At 68.3% G+C, this 18,055-nt stretch carries 18 protein-coding genes and 1 pseudogene; 12 read left to right on the forward strand and 7 right to left on the reverse strand.

The annotated features are described in order from the left end of the window. Nucleotides 1-6: 6 nt before the first annotated feature. A complete protein-coding gene (locus LE197_RS15790; protein WP_003086710.1) occupies nucleotides 7-510 on the forward strand; it encodes a thioredoxin family protein in 504 nt (167 codons plus the stop codon). A gap of 21 nt (nucleotides 511-531) precedes the next feature. Here the strand turns inward: LE197_RS15790 and LE197_RS15795 are convergent, their stop codons facing one another. The 4 genes and pseudogenes from LE197_RS15795 to LE197_RS15810 form a co-directional block, all read right to left on the reverse strand. Beyond that, a complete protein-coding gene (locus LE197_RS15795) occupies nucleotides 532-789 on the reverse strand; it encodes a DUF2790 domain-containing protein (RefSeq protein ID WP_003107483.1) in 258 nt (85 codons plus the stop codon). After that, nucleotides 786-2,825, reverse strand: a pseudogene (locus LE197_RS15800) (FUSC family protein). Before LE197_RS15800 ends, LE197_RS15795 begins: the two are co-directional and overlap by 4 nt. Further along, complete coding sequence (locus LE197_RS15805) at nucleotides 2,825-3,733, reverse strand: HlyD family secretion protein (protein WP_023109056.1); 909 nt, start codon at nucleotides 3,731-3,733, stop codon at nucleotides 2,825-2,827. The pseudogene LE197_RS15800 and the gene LE197_RS15805 overlap by 1 nt, the downstream one beginning before the upstream one ends. A gap of 12 nt (nucleotides 3,734-3,745) precedes the next feature. After that, a complete protein-coding gene (locus tag LE197_RS15810) occupies nucleotides 3,746-3,943 on the reverse strand; it encodes a DUF1656 domain-containing protein (protein WP_003082517.1) in 198 nt (65 codons plus the stop codon). Nucleotides 3,944-4,076: 133 nt separating this feature from the next. Between LE197_RS15810 and LE197_RS15815 the strand changes: the two genes are divergently transcribed. Together LE197_RS15815 and LE197_RS15820 are read left to right on the forward strand one after the other, a co-directional pair. Then, a complete protein-coding gene (locus LE197_RS15815; protein ID WP_003082516.1) occupies nucleotides 4,077-4,883 on the forward strand; it encodes an AraC family transcriptional regulator in 807 nt (268 codons plus the stop codon). 109 nt (nucleotides 4,884-4,992) lie between these two features. Next, nucleotides 4,993-5,343: a hypothetical protein gene (locus LE197_RS15820; RefSeq protein ID WP_023109057.1), complete on the forward strand. Its 351-nt coding sequence runs from the start codon at nucleotides 4,993-4,995 to the stop codon at nucleotides 5,341-5,343. Nucleotides 5,344-5,419: 76 nt separating this feature from the next. Here the strand turns inward: LE197_RS15820 and LE197_RS15825 are convergent, their stop codons facing one another. Beyond that, nucleotides 5,420-6,268 carry an aminoglycoside phosphotransferase family protein gene (locus LE197_RS15825; RefSeq protein ID WP_073647858.1) on the reverse strand — a complete coding sequence of 283 codons (849 nt, stop codon included), beginning with the start codon at nucleotides 6,266-6,268 and terminating at the stop codon, nucleotides 5,420-5,422. A gap of 38 nt (nucleotides 6,269-6,306) precedes the next feature. Then, a complete protein-coding gene (locus LE197_RS15830) occupies nucleotides 6,307-6,915 on the reverse strand; it encodes a TetR/AcrR family transcriptional regulator (protein WP_023090730.1) in 609 nt (202 codons plus the stop codon). 105 nt (nucleotides 6,916-7,020) lie between these two features. Between LE197_RS15830 and LE197_RS15835 the strand changes: the two genes are divergently transcribed. Continuing rightward, entirely contained in the window at nucleotides 7,021-7,647 is a 627-nt protein-coding gene (locus LE197_RS15835; RefSeq protein WP_023109058.1) for an NAD(P)H-dependent oxidoreductase, read from the forward strand. Nucleotides 7,648-7,654: 7 nt separating this feature from the next. On the opposite strand, the gene LE197_RS15840 is transcribed toward LE197_RS15835, so the two are convergent. After that, the gene (locus tag LE197_RS15840) at nucleotides 7,655-8,434 is read right to left on the reverse strand and encodes an NAD(P)H-dependent oxidoreductase (RefSeq protein WP_003112444.1); all 780 of its coding nucleotides are present in this window, start codon (nucleotides 8,432-8,434) and stop codon (nucleotides 7,655-7,657) included. Between the two features lie 84 nt (nucleotides 8,435-8,518). Here LE197_RS15840 and LE197_RS15845 point away from each other — a divergent pair, with 84 nt between their 5' ends. From LE197_RS15845 to LE197_RS15880, 8 genes are all read left to right on the forward strand, one after another. Then, a complete protein-coding gene (locus tag LE197_RS15845; protein WP_003116363.1) occupies nucleotides 8,519-9,412 on the forward strand; it encodes a LysR family transcriptional regulator in 894 nt (297 codons plus the stop codon). A 95-nt stretch (nucleotides 9,413-9,507) separates the two neighbouring features. Further along, on the forward strand, nucleotides 9,508-10,665 hold the full coding sequence (locus tag LE197_RS15850; RefSeq protein ID WP_003082509.1) for a murein transglycosylase A: 1,158 nt from the start codon (nucleotides 9,508-9,510) through the stop codon (nucleotides 10,663-10,665). A gap of 719 nt (nucleotides 10,666-11,384) precedes the next feature. Continuing rightward, the gene (locus LE197_RS15855; protein WP_023109059.1) at nucleotides 11,385-13,205 is read left to right on the forward strand and encodes a non-ribosomal peptide synthetase; all 1,821 of its coding nucleotides are present in this window, start codon (nucleotides 11,385-11,387) and stop codon (nucleotides 13,203-13,205) included. After that, nucleotides 13,202-14,464: a hypothetical protein gene (locus LE197_RS15860; RefSeq protein ID WP_014603160.1), complete on the forward strand. Its 1,263-nt coding sequence runs from the start codon at nucleotides 13,202-13,204 to the stop codon at nucleotides 14,462-14,464. The genes LE197_RS15855 and LE197_RS15860 overlap by 4 nt, the downstream gene beginning before the upstream one ends. Further along, entirely contained in the window at nucleotides 14,458-15,072 is a 615-nt protein-coding gene (locus tag LE197_RS15865; protein ID WP_003109228.1) for an alpha/beta fold hydrolase, read from the forward strand. The genes LE197_RS15860 and LE197_RS15865 overlap by 7 nt, the downstream gene beginning before the upstream one ends. Then, on the forward strand, nucleotides 15,069-15,947 hold the full coding sequence (locus LE197_RS15870) for a phytanoyl-CoA dioxygenase family protein (protein WP_003082507.1): 879 nt from the start codon (nucleotides 15,069-15,071) through the stop codon (nucleotides 15,945-15,947). The genes LE197_RS15865 and LE197_RS15870 overlap by 4 nt, the downstream gene beginning before the upstream one ends. After that, nucleotides 15,944-17,311, forward strand: coding sequence for a 2-isopropylmalate synthase (locus LE197_RS15875; RefSeq protein WP_003082506.1), 1,368 nt, complete (start codon nucleotides 15,944-15,946; stop codon nucleotides 17,309-17,311). Before LE197_RS15870 ends, LE197_RS15875 begins: the two co-directional genes overlap by 4 nt. Next, entirely contained in the window at nucleotides 17,308-18,054 is a 747-nt protein-coding gene (locus LE197_RS15880) for a class I SAM-dependent methyltransferase (RefSeq protein ID WP_003112447.1), read from the forward strand. Before LE197_RS15875 ends, LE197_RS15880 begins: the two co-directional genes overlap by 4 nt. The last annotated feature ends 1 nt before the right edge of the window (nucleotide 18,055 follow it).

Below are 18,055 nucleotides of genomic sequence, written 5' to 3' on the forward strand. Positions count from 1 at the left end.
ACCAGCATGGCCTCTTACGCGGAACTGTTCGATATCGGAGAAGACTTCGCCGCCTTCGTCGGCCATGGCCTGGCCACGGAACAGGGCGCGGTCGCGCGGTTCCGGCAGAAGCTGGAAAGCAACGGGCTGCCGAGCGCGCTGACGGAACGCCTGCAACGCATCGAACGGCGCTATCGCCTGCTGGTCGCCGGGGAAATGTGGTGCCCGGACTGCCAGATCAACCTGGCCGCGCTGGACTTCGCGCAGCGCCTGCAACCGAACATCGAGCTGGCGATCATTTCCAAGGGCCGCGCCGAGGACGACCTGCGCCAGCGCCTGGCGCTGGAGCGAATCCCGATTCCGCTGGTACTGGTGCTGGACGAGGAGTTCAACCTGCTCGGACGCTTCGTCGAACGGCCGCAGGCGGTGCTCGACGGCGGTCCGCAGGCGCTTGCGGCGTACAAGGCGGGCGACTACCTGGAGCACGCCATCGGCGACGTCCTGGCGATCATCGAAGGCGCGGCGCGCTGAGACAGCGCCTGCGCCCGCTTCTCAGTGCCGCGAACAGCCCGCGCCAAGGCCTCGGTACTGCAAGCGATGTAGGCGTCCGGCGCTGTCGCGGTAGAGCATCACCAGCGGCACCACGCCACAGGTGGCCGGCACCGGCGTGACGGAAAGCACCCGCTCGATGTCCAGCGGCATGCCGTAGTCGTAGCGCTCGATCGGCGGCAACTCTTTCCCGTCGTCGTCCGCCGCCTGGACCTGGGACCAGCAGGACAGCAGCAAGGCCAGCAAGAACGAGGTTTTCATGAGGTCTTTTCTCCATGCTGCGCCCCGTCGGACGAGACGCTTTGCGAATAGGCCCGGAGCAACCAGGCGAGGTCGGTGAGGATCGCGGCCAGGCGCCACTCGCCGGCGGCCGCCAGGCGGGCGCCGGCACGGCGTGCGTGCCGCGCGGCGAGCGGCGGATCGCGATGGCGGACGGCGATGGCTCGCAGTGCGCGCTCGATCCACCGCGCCTCCGCGGCGGCCGGGTCGAGCCCGGCCAGGGCGCGCCACAGGCGCCGCGACTCGCGGCCGAGTTGCAGGGATACGAAGCCGAGGCGCAGGGCCAGCGCGCTGCGCGGATGTTCCATGCCATGCAGCGCGCCCAGTTGGGCGATGCGATGCTGCTGGCGGGCCTGCCAGGCATGCGCGTCGAAACCGGCGCGACGACGCAGCAAGGCGAGGGTCTCGCGGCGCAGATGGTCGAGCAGCGACGCCGAATGCCGTTCCAGGTCCTTCGGCAGCAGGCGGTAGACCAGCAGGCTGATGCAGAGCGCCAGCACCCAGGCGCAGGACTGGTTGGCGAAGTCGCCGAAATCGAAGCGGGCGAGATTGCCGGTGGCGACCAGGGTGTTGAAGGCGATCAGGTAGGCGATTCCCTGCAACGCCCGCCTGGGCACTGTGGTGGCCTGGATACCGAACGACCAGAAGAAGGCGAGGCACAGCAGCAGCAATGGAAAGCCGTTGATCAGCGGTAGCAGAAGGAATTTGCAGAGCAATGCGGCAGGTATCGCGTAGAGCGTGCCGCGAATGAAATTGCGCGTGCCCTCGGCGGGAAAGGGCGAGGCTGCCAGCAGCGTGCAGTAGGGGCCGAGCACCGCCAGCAGGGTCGGCCCCTGGTCCCACCCGCTGAGGAACCACAGGGCGCCGCCGACCAGCATCGCCAGCCAGGCTCGCGCGCCGTTGCGCAAGGCCTCGCGGTAATGTCGATGGAAGGCCGCTGGGCGGACGTCGGCGCGGGCCCGGCCGTCGAGCCGGGCGAACCCCCGCAGGGCGGCCTGCAGGTCATCCAGTTGCTCGTCGAGACGCTCCATGAACAGCCCTTCGCGACAGGCATCCGCTTGGTCTGTCGGAAGTCCGCGCCGAATCGCCGCCAGGCGACCGCGCAAGCTCGCGAGCCGTCGCGCGGCGCCGGCGAAGTCGAGCTCGCCGCGCTCCAGTTGGCCGCCCAGCAGGCGCAGGTCGTCGGCCATCGGCAGCGCCAGTCCACGCTCCGCCAAGCGCCGGGCCCAATGCGTCTCGCCGGCGAAGCGGAACTCCATCAGCGTGGAAAACAGCGCCGCCAGGCCACCGCGGATCGCCGGGAGCGCAGCGCTCAGCGCCCGCGACTCGGCGCGACCGACGCCCAGCAGGTCGTCTACCGCGTAGACCTCGCCGGCCAGCGTCCGGCGACGGCGCTCCAGTTCCCCGTCAGCCGCACCGGCATGCCGCGCAGCGACCAGCGCCAGCGTCGCCGCGCAGAGCGAGACGAGACGCTGGCGCACCCGCCCGGACACGGTCCTGCGGCTGAAGAGCACGGTCACCAGGCTCAGGCAGCAGACCCCGACGATTACCGCCGAGGCGCGGGTGACGATGTGCTCGAAGGCCGCCTCGGGCTCGACCATGGCCGATCCCAGCGCCAGGCACACGGTGTAGCCGGCGACCACCGCGGCGGTGGCCTAGAAGTGCCGGACCAGGCTCATGACGCCGACGCAGAGACCCAGCCAGAAACCCAGGGCGACGACGAACAGCAGCATCTTCTGGGCGAACAGCGCGGTCAGGACGAAGGCAGCGAGCGTGCCGACCAGGGTACCCACGGCGCGCCACCAGCCCTTGCCGACCACCGCTCCCTGCACCGGATTGATCAGCAACAGCACAGTGGACGCGGCGGAAAACGGCGAATCCAGTTGCAGGTAGAGCCCCAGGCCGAGCGCCAGAGCGGCAGCGCCGATGCTGCGCAGCACGTAGTCCAGGCTGTCGGTCCGCCAGGGCAACGGCAACGCCGCGTACCAATCGCGCCCGCCGGACGCCGACGCCGCCATCAAAGGTACTCCTGCAACCAGCGGGTCAGCCGCCAGTGCCGCGCGGTCCCCGCCTGCAGCACCTCGACACTGCCGGTCATGCCGGCGGCAAGCACCACGCCCGCCGGTACCCGGTCGAGTTCGATGCGCACCGGCACGCGCTGCGCCAGGCGTATCCAGCTGAAGTTCGGGCTGACCTGCGGCAGGCCGCTGTCGGCACGGCTTTCGTTGAGGTCGGCGACACCGCGACCGATGCTCGCGACATGGCCGTCGAGCAGCGGATCGAACCCCATCAGCTTGATCGTCGCCGGCGCGCCGACCTGTACATTGCGCAGCTTGGTTTCCTCGAAATAGCCGGTGACCCAGAAGCTTCGCCGATCGACGATGAAGATGTTGGTCCGGCCCGCCGCCGCGTAATCGCCGGGCTGCACGCGCAACTGCGTCACATAGCCGTCCACCGGCGAGCGCAACTCGCTGCGCCGCAGGTCCAGCCGCGCCTGGTCGAGCGCCGCCCCGGCGGCCTCGGCGCGGGCGCGGGCGATACGCAGGGCGCGACCGGCGTTGGCGACCTCCTCGCGCGAAACCGCGCCGGCCAACTGCATGCGTCGGCGCCATTGCTCGTCACGTTGGCGCAGGGTTTCCCGCGCCTGCTCCAGCTCCGCCTCGCGCTGGCGCACGGCCAGGCAATAGCTGCGCGGATCGATGCGGTACAGCGGATCGCCGCGGGCCACCCGCTGGTTATCTGCGACGAACACCGCCTCGACGCTGCCGGAGACTTCCGGCGCGATGCGGATCACCTGCGCGCTGACCCGCCCGTCGCGGGTCCAGGGCGCCAGCACGTAGGCTTGCCACAACTGCAACGCCAGGCACAGGGCGAGCAGGCCGCAGGCGAAGGTCGCAGCCACCTTGGAAAGACGAACGATGGACATGGGGACCTCGGCTCAGAACTTCAGCACCAGCACGGACAGCACGATGAACGACAGGAAGAAACGCAGCAGGCCGGGATGCCAGGCGCATTCCAGCCAGCGCCAGGCGAGGCGCTCCAGCAGCAGGTAGAGCGGCATCGCCAGGCACAGGTAGAGGAACAATGGCGGCACGTAGAGGCCGGAAACGGAGACTTCGCTCAGCATGCAGGGCACCAGGGTATCGAGGGCGCGGAGCGGTCGGCCGCTCCTGTCGGGTTGACGAGCACAGGCTACGGGTCGTAGCGATTTGCAAATATCGACTACTCAGCCAGAAAATAATCGAATTCGGACAACCACAGGACCTGCCGTGAGCCGTGAACCGCAGACCTACCTCGCCCAACGCTTCGATCCCGACGCGCTCGGCCAGCCGGCCCTGGCCCTGCAGCTGGAGGCCCGGCACAACGACACCGAAGTGCCGGTGCACCGGCATCGCAAGGGCCAGCTGGTGGTGGCCTGCCGCGGCGGCATCACCTGCACGGTGCCCGATGGCCTGTGGATGGTGCCGGCCGGGTTCGGTGTGTGGATTCCCGGCGGCATCGCCCATAGCAACCGGGTCACCGCCAACGGCAAGGTCTGCTTCCTCTTCGTCGAGCCGGGGGCGGCACGCCTGCCGAGCGACTGCTGCACCCTGGCCCTGTCGCCGCTGGTCCTCGAACTGATCCTGCACCTGAGCGCGCAACCGCAGGACTATCCGCACGACGGCCCGCTCGCACGTCTCGCCGGGGTGCTGCTGGAACTCCTGGAACAGGCGCCGACCGAACAGCTCTACCTGCCGCTGCCGGACAACCGCGGCCTGCGCCGCATCGCCGACGAACTGACCCGCGCCCCCGGCGACCGCGCCAGCATGGCCGAATGGGCCAGGCGAGTGGCGATGAGCGAGCGGTCCCTGGCGCGGATGGTGCGCCGGGAGACCGGCATGACCTTCGGCCAGTGGCGCCAGCAATTGCAGATCATCATCGCCCTGCAGCAACTGTCCGCCGGCGTTTCGGTGCAACGCACCGCCGAGATCCTCGGCTACGAGTCGGTCAGCTCGTTCATCGGCATGTTCCGCAAGGCGCTCGGCAGCCCCCCGGCCCGCTACGTGCGCGACAGCATGCGGCGGCCAGCCGACTGAACGGAGGTCGACGGAAAGGTCTTGCAGTTCGTCAGCTGTTCTCCCCCGAGGCTGGCACTCGAAGACACTTCTGGGAATAATGCCGCCCTTTTTTCTCCAGGAGGATCAGATGGTTACGCACTTCTTGAGCGAATCCGGCCAGGCAGCCTGCGGGCGCGGCGACAGCAACGTGAACGGCTCGAGCGACGTCGGCCAGGTCAGTTGCAAGACCTGCCAGCGCACCAACGCCTTCGCCCAGGCCCAGGAAAACGCCGCTCCGGCCAGTGCCCCTGTCACCCCCACCGCCGCTGCGCCAGTGATCGACAAGGCCGCGCCGCGGCCGAAAGCCGAGGCCAGGCTCGCCGCCGCGCAGCGCCAGGACCGCGATGCCGCCCGCAAGGCCTGGCAGGCGCGTCTCAACGAATTGTCCGGGAAGAACCGCATGCCGCGCTCGCGGCGCCGCGCGCAAGCCTATCTCTGAGCGGTAGCGGTACTTCGCGGCGGATGTCCGCACGCGGTCATATCCGTCCTGCCCAGCACAACCGCGCGTCCCCTCATCAGGCCAGGCCCTGCGCCTCCACCAGGGCCAGGCCGTCGAGGGCGCCGGCGAGCATGTCCGGCAGATGGCGCGGCTCGTCGGCCAGCTCGGCCAGCTCCGACAACCGATGCGCCGCCGTCAGCAAGGCGATCCGCCGACGCTCCAGGCGCCGACCGCTGAAGCGCTCGTAGGCGGCGACGATGCGCTCGGTGAGGTCGGCATCGATGAACGCGGAATAGATGAATTCCTGGTGCAGCGGACCGATGCCCGCGTCGGCGAAGTCGTACACACCGTTCAGCCGCCCGGCCTCGCTATCGAATGCCATGTTCCAGCCATGGCCGTCGAAGAAGCCGAAGATCGAACCCAGCGGATCGGCAGGCAGCTTGGCATATTCCCGCACCAAGCGTTCCGCGCGTTCGCGCCAGGCCGCAGGCAGCAGCGGCAAGGCGCGCCTGCGCATCGCCGCAGGCGACTCCCAGGGACGCACCGGCAAGGCTCCAACCGCCCGCATGCGCGCCGGTGGCAGTCGATGCAGCTCGGCGTAGAAGCGCCCCAACGCATCGCCGACCGCCTGCCGTGCGGGTTCGTCCAGGCGCCGGTAGTCCTCGCCCAGGAGGTAACCGCCAGGCAGTTTCTCGTGGCGGGAAAACAGCGGCGGTCCCGCAAACACCTGCGGCGCCGGCACCGGCAGGCTCACCGCCGGACGCACCAGGCGTAGCACGGCGGCCTCGCGCAGCAGCGCCGCCTCGGCCTCCGCGCCGCGCGGAAACTTGAACACCCAGCGCCCTCCGACCTCCACCGCCGTGGAATGCCAGCCCGAGGCCAGGATGGCGAAAGTGGCGTCCGCCAGCTCCGGACAGGCCGCCACTATCGCCCGGCGATATTCCTCCAGGGCACGCGGTTCCTTCACCGACGACTCCGCGCGACCATCGCCACGATCGCCTCGTACAGTTCCCGCCGCGCCTCTTCCGGGGCGATCTCTTCGGTGGCGGCCGCGTGCGACAGCGCTTCGGCGGCGCCGATCATTGCGCGCAGAGCGGCGACGGTCAGCCGTCCGCCGCCGGCGAAGGGCTCCAGCACGGCGCGGCACTTGTCCATGAAGAGAACCTCGTAGTCGCGCTTGATCCGCTCCAGCTCCGGCGAGCTGGCGAGGGCCGCGACCACCCCGGGAATCTCCCGGCCTTGTTGCATCACGCAGTCGACATAGGCGCGGGCGATGACGTCGGCGCGCCCCTCCAGGGTCGCCTCGCTCGCTTCCAGGGCAGCCTCCATCAGCGCCGTCTGGCGCAGGTCGTAATCCTGGTAGAGCGCCGCCAGCAGGCCGGCGCGGGTGCCGAAGTGGTCATAGACCACCGGCTTGGTCACCCCGGCCTGCTCGGCCAGGCGTCCGAGGGTCAGCGCCTCGGTACCTTCTTCGCGGACCAGCCGCCAGGCCACCTCGAGCAACTGGCGCTGGCGCTCGTCGCGGGACAGGCGGCGGCGTGGCGACGGGTCGTCTGGGAAGTGCGTTGACATAGATAACCTACTAAAAGTAACTTACTAAAGGTAACCTACGGAAAGTAGGTTTTACCCAGACTATCGACTTGCCCCCCTTCCCGCAATTCCCGGAGGAATTCGCCCATGCATGCCCTGATCGTCGTCGCCCATCACCATCCTCGCTCTCTCACCCACGCCCTCGCCGCGCGCATCGCCGAAGGCGTGGTCCGCGCCGGTCATTCCGCGGAAACCGCCGACCTGGCGGCGGAAGGCTTCGAGCCGCGCTTCGGCCTGGCCGACCACGCCGTGCATCGCGGCCAGGCGTCGCCTCCCGCCGACGTCCTCGCCGAGCAGGCGCGCATCGATCGCGCCGATACCCTGGTGCTGGTCTACCCGATCTACTGGTGGTCGATGCCGGCCCTGCTCAAGGGCTGGATCGATCGCGTGTTCTCCAATGGCTGGGCCTTCGACTACAGCATCGGCGGCGACCTGCGGAAAAAGCTGCAGCGCCTGCGCGTGGTGCTGGTCGGTGTCGGCGGCGCCGATGCCGGCACCTTCGAGCGGCATGGCTACGCCGGGGCGATGCGCACCCAGATCGACCATGGCATCTTCGATTACTGCGGCGCACGGGTGGTCCGTTCCGAACTGTTGCTGGAGTCGGAGAGCGCCGATCCGATCCGGCATCTGGACCAGGCCCTGCACATCAGCAGCCAGCTCTTCGCCGCACGCGGCGCGCAGGGGGCCGCCCAGGCGCAGCCGCTGGAGGCCTGACCCCAGGTCATTCGGCCAGGTGCATGGCGAAACCGGCCCGCTGCGGGGCAAGTTCGTCGCGCAGGGTCAGCGCCGGGATCAGGTAGTCGCCGCCGTTCTGCCGGCGGAAGGGGATCGGCGCAGCGCGCTGCAGGTCATCGAGGCGCCGGCCCAACTGCTCGCTCAGCGCGGCGAAACGCTCCGCGTCGATCCGGCCGCTGCGATAGACGACGAACGGCGGCAATACCTCGAAGCCGGGGTAATGCAGGATGCCGTGGTGGATGGGGAACAGCAGGTCGTCCATCGGTCCGTTGATACCGCGCGCGGCGTAGTGCGACTCCCAGCCGCCGGCGGTGACTACCAGCATCGCCCGCTTGCCCTGCATCCGGCCCTCGCCGTAGCGGTCGCCCCAGTGGCTGTCGGAATGTTCGCCGACCCCGTAGGCGAAGCCGCAGGCATAGACGCGATCGATCCAACCCTTGAGGATCGCCGGCATGCTGAACCACCAGAGCGGGAATTGCAGGATCAGCGTATCGGCCCAGCGCAGCTTGTCCTGCTCACCGGCGATGTCGACGCTCTGCCAACCGTTCTCGAAGGCGCGCAGGGAAGTTGCGGAAGGATCGAAGCGTTCGCTGGCCTCGCGCTCGAGGCTGTCGCCGGCATCGAGCACGGCCTTCCAGCCCATCGCGTAGAGGTCCGAAACCTGCACCGCATGGCCGGCCGCCTCGAGGCGGGCGACCGCGAAGTCCTTGAGCGCACCGTTGAGGGAGCGCGGCTCGGGATGGGCATAGACGATGAGTACGTTCATGGCGGGTCTCCGGCAAAAGGTGGGCGCAGGATCGGCCATCGCCGGATATAGTTGAAATGAATATCTGCAATTCCAGGTATATGGATGATTAATCTCCGGCGACTGGACCTGAACCTGCTGGTGACCCTCGACGTGCTGCTCACCGAACACAATGTGACGCGCGCGGCGGAACGCCTGAATTTTTCCCAACCCTCGGTGAGCGTGCACCTGGCCAAGCTGCGGGCGATCTTCGACGATCCCTTGCTGCTTCCCGGCCCGCGCGGGATGCGCCCGACGGCGCGGGCGGAGGAGCTGCGCGAGCCGTTACGCCTGGCCCTGGAAGCCCTGGAGCAGGCGGTGGCGCCGGCCGCGCCGTTCGATCCGACGCAGTCACGGCATACCTGGCGCGTCGCCGCCACCGACTACGCCGAGTCGGCGATCCTCCTGCCGATCCTCGCCAGTCTTCGCCGCCAGGCGCCGGGCAGCCGCCTGGCGGTGCTGGAGCTGGCGCCGACGCGAATCGTCAGGCAGGCGGAACGCGGCGAGATCGACCTGGCCTTCCACACCCTCGAAGAAGCGCCGCCGGGACTGCGCTGTCGCCGGCTGTTCAGCGAGCGCTATGTGCTGGCCGGGCGCGCCGGGCATCCGGGGCTGCGTCGGCGACCGACGCTGAAGCAGTTCTGCCGCCTCGAGCAGGCGATCGTCTCGCCCGACGGCGGCGGCTTCCTAGGTCCCACCGACCAGGCGCTCGCCGAACTCGGCGCGGAACGCCGGGTGGCGTTGTCGGTGCCGCACTTCCTGTTCCTCCGCGCGGTGCTGGAAAGCACCGACCTGGTGGCGCTGCTGCCGTCGCGACTGGTACGCGAGCGCGACAGGTTGCGGGTGGTCGAGGCGCCCCTGGAGGTGCCCGGCTACGACCTGGCCATGCTCTGGCACGAGCGCTCGCACCGCGATCCGGCCCATCGCTGGCTGCGCGAACTCATCGCCGCCTCGGTGTAACGCGGCGATACGCTTCGGTCGTCGCCGCGGTTTGACGCACCGTCGCGCTTTGCCCAAGCTAGCGGGCTTCGATCCACCACCAGGAAGTACTTGGCGTGAAGTTTCCGTTCCATCCCTGGCGCCGCCTGCTGCTCTGCGCGCTCCCTTTCGCCGCCCTGCTGACCGCATGCGACGACGGCAAGAAAGAGCCCCCGCCCAAACCCGCCGAAGTCACCACCTACAACAGCGTGCCCTGGGACGCCCTGCCGGCCACCAGCGACGCCGACCTGCTCGCCGGCTTCAATGCCTGGCGCTCGGCCTGCGCGCGGCTGGCCAAGGACCCGGTATGGGGCGAGCCCTGTGCGAGCGCCACGACGGTCGCCGCCGATCCGACGGCTGTGCGCGCGTTCCTCCAGGAGCGGATGCAGGTCTATAGCCTGCGTTCCTCCAGCAACGGCGACCAGGGCCTGATCACCGGCTACTACGAACCGGTCTACCACGGCAGCCTGAGCCAGGGCGAAAAAACCCCGGTGCCGGTCTACGGCGTACCGGACGACCTGGTGGTGGTCGCGCTGGAAAGCGTCTACCCGGAACTCAAGGGCAAGCGCCTGCGCGGACGCCTGGAAGGCCGGGTGCTGAAACCCTACGACGACGCCGCGACGATCCGCGACAACGGCTCCAGCGCGCCGGTGCTCGCCTGGCTGGGCGACCCGATGGACCTGCAGTTCCTGCAGATCCAGGGTTCCGGGCGCATCCAGCTGGAAGACGGCCGGCAACTGCGGATCGGCTACGGCGACCAGAATGGCCACCCGTACAAGCCGGTCGGCCGCTGGCTGGTCGAGCAGGGCCTGGTGCCGAAGGAAGAGATCAGCATGAAGCGCATCCGCGACTGGGCCGAGGCCAATCCGCAGCGGGTCTCCGAACTGCTGGCGAGCAATCCCAGCTTCGTGTTCTTCAGCCTGCGCCCGGACAGCGACGAAGGTCCGCGCGGCTCGCTGAACGTACCGCTGACCGACGGCTACAGCGTGGCCATCGACCGCAAGGTGATTCCGCTGGGCAGCCTGATGTGGCTGTCCACCACCCGCCCTGACGACGGCAGCGCGGTGGTCCGTCCGGTGGCGGCCCAGGATACCGGCGGGGCCATCGTCGGCGAGGTCCGCGCCGATCTGTTCTGGGGCACCGGCGACGCCGCCGGCGAACTCGCCGGACACATGAAGCAGCCGGGCCGGCTCTGGCTGCTATGGCCCAAGGGGGCGCCGCTGCCCGCCTCCTGAAAACCTCCGGCCGGTGCCTACGCACCCGGCCGGGACGGCTGGCCAACGCAACGCCAGCGAGCGCCCGACACCGCCGACCAGCATCGACGGCGCCGGGCGCGCTTGCGGCAGCAACCATTCAAACGATGAATGACGCCGCAGAATCTTCTGTGATGATCGCCGCGCCAGCCGGACCTCCGCGCCTCGCCGCAGCGGCCAGGCCCCCCGACACCACTTGTCCGTGCTACCCCCGGCAGGCGTAGCCGCGGCCGCCTGCCTCGGCAAAAAGCCATCAGCCGGCACGCTTCGACGCCCCTCATGGCGCCCTTTCGCCAACTACCAATTCTCATAGTTGTGAGGGGAAATTTGTATCTTATTTTAAATACCCACGAAACATATAAAAACACACACAGCGAAACACTTCGGAAAACCAACGCAAGGTGGAAGTGCAATGCGTGACCGTGAATCCATTCTCATCGCTTTTCTCTCTTTCCTGACGATAAGACTGCATGGCAGCAGTTGACTGCCCTTGAGTCGACGGCACTCCGTATTTCCATAACGGTTTTTCCGGGCAAGGCGCCTCGACGCTTGCCGCTCGCGTGAGCGAGCCGGTGGGCGGCGGACGACTGGCAGAGCCCGGGAAGACTCGGTCGCCGTCTTCGCGAAAAACCAAAAATCCTTCATTTAGCCGAAGAAGCCGGCAGATGGACTCATTTTTTCGAAAAAAGGCGATTGCCAGAATGTCCCAGAACTCCCTGCTCGACCTGTACGCGCACCCGACGGTGGTGGCCCGCTTCAGCGAAATGGCAGCGCTTCATCCCCATCGCGAAGCCATCAGGGACCGTTTCGGAAGTGTCGACTATCGGCAACTCCTGGATAGCGCCGAACAACTTTCAGACTATCTTCTCGAGCATTATCCGCAGCCGGGAGTTTGTCTTGGAGTGTACGGCGAATATTCTCGGGAAAGCATTACCTGCCTGCTCGCCATACTGTTATCCGGCCATCACTACTTATATATAGACCTGAAACAACCGGCGGCCTGGAATGCAGAGTTGTGCCGGCAGGTCGACTGCCGCCTGATCCTCGACTGCTCGACCACGCCGACGCCGGCCAACGGTCTTCCCTGCGTCCCGGTCAGGCACCTGCCTGCCGCTCCAGCCTCGGTCGCCCGGCCATGCTTCGCGGCGGACCAGATCGCCTACATCAACTTCTCCTCGGGCACCACCGGCCGCCCGAAAGCCATCGCCTGCACCCACGCCGGCATTACCCGCCTGTGCCTGGGCCAGTCGTTCCTCGCGTTCGCTCCGCAGATGCGCTTCCTGGTGAACTCGCCGCTGTCCTTCGATGCGGCGACCCTGGAGATCTGGGGTGCGCTGCTCAACGGCGGCTGCTGCGTGCTGAACGACCTCGGCCCCCTCGACCCGGGCGTACTGCGCCAGTTGATCGGCGAGCGCGGAGCCGACAGCGCCTGGCTCACCGCCTCGCTGTTCAACACCCTGGTGGACCTCGACCCGGACTGTCTCGGCGGCCTTCGCCAGTTGCTCACCGGCGGCGACATCCTCTCGGTGCCGCACGTGCGCCGGGCGCTGCTGCGGCATCCGCGACTGCACTTGGTGAATGGCTACGGACCGACGGAGAACACCACCTTCACCTGCTGCCATGTCGTCACCGACGACGACCTCGAGGAAGACGACATCCCCATCGGCAAGGCCATCGCCGGCACCGCGGTGCTCCTGCTCGACGAGCACGGACAGGAGATCGCCGAGCCCGACCGGGCCGGGGAGATCGTCGCCTTCGGCGCCGGCCTGGCGCAGGGTTATCGGAACGATGCGGCGCGCACCCGCGCCAGCTTCGTCGAGTTGCCCTATCGCGGCCGCCTCCTGCGTGCCTACCGTACCGGCGACCGCGCTCGCTACGACGAGCAGGGCCGGCTGCGCTTCATCGGCCGCGGCGATGGCCAGGTCAAGCTGAACGGCTATCGCCTCGACCTCCCCGCCCTGGAACAGCGCTTCCGCCGCCAGCCGGGCATCCTCGACTGCGCCCTGCTGGTCCGCGAGCGCAACGGCGTCAAGCAACTGCTCTGCGCCTGGACGGGAAAAGCCGACACCAGCCCGCAGGCCCTGCTCCGCCAACTGCCCACCTGGCAGCGCCCGCATGCCTGCGTCCGGGTCGAGGCCTTGCCCTTGACGGCGCACGGCAAGCTGGACCGCGCCGCCCTGCTGCGCCGCCTGGAAGAACCGCTGGAGCGCTGCGCCAGCGCGCTCGATCCCGACCAACGCGGCTGCGCGCAGCTGTGGAGCGAATTGCTGGGTTGCGAGGTCGGCGCCGCCGACCAGGATTTCTTCCTCTGCGGCGGCAACTCGTTGCTCGCCCTGCAACTGGTCGCCCTCTGTCAATCGGCGGGTGCGGGAGCAAACCTGGGACTCGCCGACTTGCAGGCAAACTCGCGCCTCGACCAGTTCAGCCGTCTCCTGCGCAGCCACGGCCTGGCGCCGGAGCGTCTGCTGGAACGGGCGGCGACGCCGGAGCAGCCGCTGGTGCTGTCGAGGAGCGCGGCATGAACGTCGGTCTCTCCGCGGAGGTGCGCTACCACTGGTTCCGCGAGCACCTGGTGGTGGTCGGCGATTGGCACCGCCTGTCCCCCTCCGAGCGCGACCGCCTGCGGCACCAACCGATGCCGGATGAGGCCGCGCAGTCCTTGCGCGTCGACCTGTCGCCCTGGTCCTGCGGGATGGTCTTCAGCGAGCTGCTCGGCGCCGACCTGACCCGCTTCGGCCTCTGCTACCTGGCTCCGGCCGAGGTGCCGGCATCCGACCTGACGCGCCTGGGACGGCGCCTGCGCGAAGAGTTCCCGTTGCTCGACAGCCAGGTGGACAGCGGCGCGGAAGGTTTCGAACTGGTCGTCCACGGGCAGCCCGAGGAGAGCCCGGCGCTGGAAGTCGGCCCCTTCGCCGACGAAAACGCGCTCATCGCAGCGCTGCTGCAACGCCCGCATTCCCTGTTCGAGCGCGGCCTGCTGCGACTGTTCCACGGGCGCTGCGGAGGACGTGCGCGCTGGGGCGTCTGGCTGCATCACCTGGTCGCCGACGCCGACTTCGCCAGCGTGCTGCTGGCCCGCCTGGCCGTGCTCAACGCCGACCCCACGACCGAAGCGGCGGCCCCCGAGTTCGGCTTCCTCCAGCAGCAATGGCGCCTGGAGCGCCAGCTGCGCGAGCGCAGGACCAGGCTGGAAGACTACTGGAGCGAGCGCGGCGAGGCGTTCCGTGAACTGGCGAGCCTGCCCTGGGCGGAGCGCGCCAGCCATTGCGAGGATTTCCGCTTGGCTGCCACGCCAGGAGGCGGCGAAGCCGCCCTGCTGACCCGGCTCGCCTGCGCCCTGGCTCTCGCCCTGGCCAGCCAGGGCGCCACCGGCAAGGTCCTGGCGCTGACCCCGGTCAGCCTGCGCAGTCGCCGAGGCACGGCGGTTTCCGGTTGCTGGCTGAACCTGGTGCCGCTGTTGCTGGACGCCGCGACCGCCGAGGACACCTTCGAACGACACAGGCTCGAGGCCTTCGAGCACAGCCTGCTGCCGGCGGAGGCCATCGCCGAACGGGCCGGGCTGCGCTATGCCGACGCCCAGGTGATGATCAATGTCATCGACCAGCCATTCCGCAGCGCCGGGTTCATCCACCGGCCGACACTGAAGAGCCGCCTGCCGCTGACCCTGACCCTGGTCCGGCGCGACGACGGCGGCTGGGACGCCAGCCTGGCCAGCCGCTTCGGCCGCGAACGGACCCTGGCGCTGGCGGCGGCCATGGCCGAGGCGCTACGCCCATGCTGATCCTGCTGCCTGACTTCATCGGCCACCCGAGCTGCTTCCGCGGGCTGCTGGCACGCCTCGGCGCAACGGACTGCCGGCTGGTCGACTACCACCGGCTGGATGCCTACGCCAGCATCGAAGCCCTCGCCAGCCAGGTACTCGACGGCCTGGCGGAAGAACCGGACTGGCTGATCGGCTATTCCTTCGGCGGCCTGGTCGGCTACGAGATGGCCCGCCAGTTGCCGGCCAGCCGCCTGCTGATGATCGACAGCCACCTGCCCTGGCCGGCCCTGCGGCGAATGCCGCCGAGCGAGCAATACCAGCGCTGGCTGAGCGCCGAGATGCGCGAATGGATCGCCCTGATGAGCGAGCTTGGCGAACTGCGCGAAGAGGTCCTGCTGCGCAATGTCGAGCTGTTCGGCCGCTGGCAGCCCCGCCATCGCCTCGCCCGCGCCAGCTGGGTGCGCTGCCGGGACGACGCCGGCCGCGACCCGGCCGCCGAACGCTGGTGCGACCTGATCGAGCGGCTCGACACCTTCCCCTGCGAGCGTCCGCACCACCTGGCCCTGCAGGACCCGGCGGTGATCGATTTCATCGTCCACACCGTCAGCAAGGAGTCCGTCCAATGAAACACTATCGGCAGGTGGTATCCCCGCAATTGCGCCAACAGGCGCTGGACTGGATCCTCGCCGCGGCGCAGCGGCCGGACCCGGCGCTGGAACCGGAATTCGACATCGCCGACGACGAGCGCCGCGAGGCGAAGAAGGTGCGCAACCTGCACCGCCACGACCCGCTCTTCTGGGACGACTGGTTCGCCCGCTCCGGGCTCGACGCGCTGGTCCGCGACCATCTGCGCAAGCCGCGCCTGCTGCGCCACGCGGCGTTCATCAAGCGCCACGCCGACGAGTCCTACATCCCGCTGCACCAGGACATCGCGCTATGGGAGAAGCGCTACGAAAGCGCGCAGACCTTCTGGGTCGCCCTGACCCCGTCGCGGAACGACAACGGTGGGATGTTCTATTACCCCGACGACCGCACGATCTTCCCCCACGAGTTCGACCTCGCCTACCCGATGTTCAAGTGCATCGACCTCCAGGCCAACGGCATTTCCCGCGAGCAACTGGTGGATGCCGAGCTGGACGCCGGCGACGTCCTGGTCTGGCCCGCCCGCACCGCACATGGCAGCCACAACAACCGCAGCGGCCAGCTGCGCATCGGCATGCCGATCGTCTTCGTCGAGGACGACGAATTCCACCAACTGAATCGAGAGGACAGCATGAAAACCTGGATCGCTTCCAACCTGAAAAGCGTGTTCCCGGACGAGGCAATCACCGAGGACAACCTCGACCACTATCTTCCGCAGCTGTGCGACTACTCGCTGAAGATGGTCACCTTCCTCGCCCGTTTCTCCCGCCAGTTCGGCCATGCGCCGAAGATCCACGACTTCATCAGGGAGCCGCGGCTGGCGACGCTGTCGGCCTCGGACGCGGGAGCGAGACGATGATCCGGGTCATCGACTGCACCCTGCGCGAGGGGTGCCAGGCCCGCCAGTGCAGCTTCGACAGCGCGCAGTCGGTCCAGCTGGCGAGGGAAATCGCGGCGCTGGGGGTGGATATGATCGAGTGCGGCCACCCGCGGATTTCCGCGGACGAACGCGAGCGGGTACGCGCCGTGGTGGCGGCGGTTTCCACGCCGGTGCTGGCCCACGCCCGGGCGCGCCGGGAGGATATCGACGCGGTGCTGGAAACCGGTGCGCAGTGGGTCGGGCTGTTCGCCTCGATCAACGCGATCTCGCTGGAAACCAAGTTCAAGGGCATGAGCCGCGAGGAGGTGCTCGAACTGTTCCACGACGCGATCCGCTACGCCCGCGAACGCGGCCTGCGGGTCCGGGCCACGGTGGAAGACGCCGCGCGCACCTCGGTCAGCGACCTGGTCAGCATGATCGCCACCGCGCGCGACGCCGGCGCCGATCGCATCTGCTTCGCCGACAGCGTCGGCATCCTGCTGCCGGACGAGACCTTCGACGTGCTCTCGCTGCTGCGTCACGAGTTCCCCGACGTGGTCTTCGAGTACCACGTGCACAACGACCGCGGCCTGGCCCTGGGCAATACCCTGGCGGCGATCCAGGCCGGGGTCCAGTGGCACTCGGCGAGCTGCAACGGGATCGGCGAACGCGCCGGGATCACCGACACCTTCCAGTTGCTGACCCTGCTGCACACCAAGTTCGCCGCCGACCGCTTCAACCTTAAGAACGTCCTCGCGGTCTCCGAGCTGGTCGAGGCGCACAGCCGGATCAAGCGTTCACCGATGCACCCGGTGGTCGGCGAGAACGCCTTCGTCCATGTCGCCCGCCTGCACCAGTTGGCCATGCAGGAAAACCAGGACGCCTACAGCGCCTTCGATCCGGAACTGATCAACGGCCGCGTCTCGCTGCAACGCTACACGCCGATGCACCGCCAATCCCTGTTCCTCACGCCTTTCGAGAAATCCGCCAGCGAACTGAAGTACCACCGCCACGGCCCCGGCAAGCGCTTCGTCATGCTCGACCGGCGCCTGCTCGACGGCTCGCCGTTCTACTTCATCGCCCGCCAGTTCCACGACGTCGGCGACGGCGGGCCGGGCCACGTCGACAGCCACGTGCACAACTGCGACTCGGTGTTCCTGTTCCTCGGCAGCGACGAGGACTACCGCGGCCTGGAGGTGGAAGTCCTGCTCGGCGGCCAACTGCGCCGTTTGCAGAGCCCGGCCAGCGTGTTCATCCCCGCCGGCGTCGAGCACAGCTACCGCTACCTCGGCGGCAGCGGCACCTACATCAATTTCGTCCACAAGGGCGATTACCACGAGAGCCTACTGGAGATTACCCAATGAAGCAGTTCGACAAGCACGCAGACGCCTACAACGTGGTCCGCGGCAAGATCGCCTATCCGGATTCGCTCTACCGCAACCTCGCCGAACGCGCCCCGGCACGCGAAGCGGCGCTGGACATCGGCTGCGGCAACGGCGTCTCGACCGTCCGCCTGCAACCCTGGTTCCGCTACGTGGAAGGCAGCGACCTGGGCGAGGCGCTGATCGCCAAGGCCCGCGAGAACTACCCGGAGATCCGCTTCAGCGTGTCGCCGGCGGAAACCTTCGCGCCGCAACGCCGCTTCGACCTGGTCACCAGCGCCACCTCCTTCTACTGGATGGACCGCAAGCAGGTGCTGACGCGCATGGCCGACTGGCTGACCCCCGGCGGGCTGTTCTGCGCCTACAAGTACGACTTCCCGATCGCCTACGGGCCGCTGCGCGACTTCATCGAGCACGAACTGGTGAACAAGTGGGCCAAACACCGTGATCCGCGCCTGACCCGCTATGACGACACCCTGGAGATCATGGGCAGTTGCCCGCACCTGCGCGACTGCCGCCGCGAAGTGTTCGCCAACATCATCTTCCTCAGCCCGGAGGAGGTCGCGCTGTTCTTCCTCTCCACCAGCTACGTGACCCGCTACATCGAGCAGGAAGGCGGCGAAGACTACGCCGACCGCTTCATCGCCGCGGTGCGCGAGATCGAGAGCGCGCCGCAGGTGGCGGTGAACTTCGACATCCACGCCTTCACCGCGCTGAATCGCTGAG

The organism is Pseudomonas sp. PS1(2021) (assembly GCF_020405165.1).
Taxonomy (GTDB): domain Bacteria; phylum Pseudomonadota; class Gammaproteobacteria; order Pseudomonadales; family Pseudomonadaceae; genus Pseudomonas; species Pseudomonas aeruginosa.

What these genes read in the sequence shown, in the direction of transcription:
- LE197_RS15790 (WP_003086710.1), top strand. Translation starts at nt 7, where the DNA reads ATGGCCTCTTACGCGGAACTGTTCGATATCGGAGAAGACTTCGCCGCC.
- LE197_RS15795 (WP_003107483.1), bottom strand. Translation starts at nt 789, where the DNA reads ATGAAAACCTCGTTCTTGCTGGCCTTGCTGCTGTCCTGCTGGTCCCAG.
- LE197_RS15805 (WP_023109056.1), bottom strand. Translation starts at nt 3,733, where the DNA reads ATGTCCATCGTTCGTCTTTCCAAGGTGGCTGCGACCTTCGCCTGCGGC.
- LE197_RS15820 (WP_023109057.1), top strand. Translation starts at nt 4,993, where the DNA reads ATGGTTACGCACTTCTTGAGCGAATCCGGCCAGGCAGCCTGCGGGCGC.
- LE197_RS15830 (WP_023090730.1), bottom strand. Translation starts at nt 6,915, where the DNA reads ATGTCAACGCACTTCCCAGACGACCCGTCGCCACGCCGCCGCCTGTCC.
- LE197_RS15835 (WP_023109058.1), top strand. Translation starts at nt 7,021, where the DNA reads ATGCATGCCCTGATCGTCGTCGCCCATCACCATCCTCGCTCTCTCACC.
- LE197_RS15840 (WP_003112444.1), bottom strand. Translation starts at nt 8,434, where the DNA reads ATGAACGTACTCATCGTCTATGCCCATCCCGAGCCGCGCTCCCTCAAC.
- LE197_RS15845 (WP_003116363.1), top strand. Translation starts at nt 8,519, where the DNA reads ATGATTAATCTCCGGCGACTGGACCTGAACCTGCTGGTGACCCTCGAC.
- LE197_RS15855 (WP_023109059.1), top strand. Translation starts at nt 11,385, where the DNA reads ATGTCCCAGAACTCCCTGCTCGACCTGTACGCGCACCCGACGGTGGTG.
- LE197_RS15860 (WP_014603160.1), top strand. Translation starts at nt 13,202, where the DNA reads ATGAACGTCGGTCTCTCCGCGGAGGTGCGCTACCACTGGTTCCGCGAG.
- LE197_RS15865 (WP_003109228.1), top strand. Translation starts at nt 14,458, where the DNA reads ATGCTGATCCTGCTGCCTGACTTCATCGGCCACCCGAGCTGCTTCCGC.
- LE197_RS15870 (WP_003082507.1), top strand. Translation starts at nt 15,069, where the DNA reads ATGAAACACTATCGGCAGGTGGTATCCCCGCAATTGCGCCAACAGGCG.
- LE197_RS15875 (WP_003082506.1), top strand. Translation starts at nt 15,944, where the DNA reads ATGATCCGGGTCATCGACTGCACCCTGCGCGAGGGGTGCCAGGCCCGC.
- LE197_RS15880 (WP_003112447.1), top strand. Translation starts at nt 17,308, where the DNA reads ATGAAGCAGTTCGACAAGCACGCAGACGCCTACAACGTGGTCCGCGGC.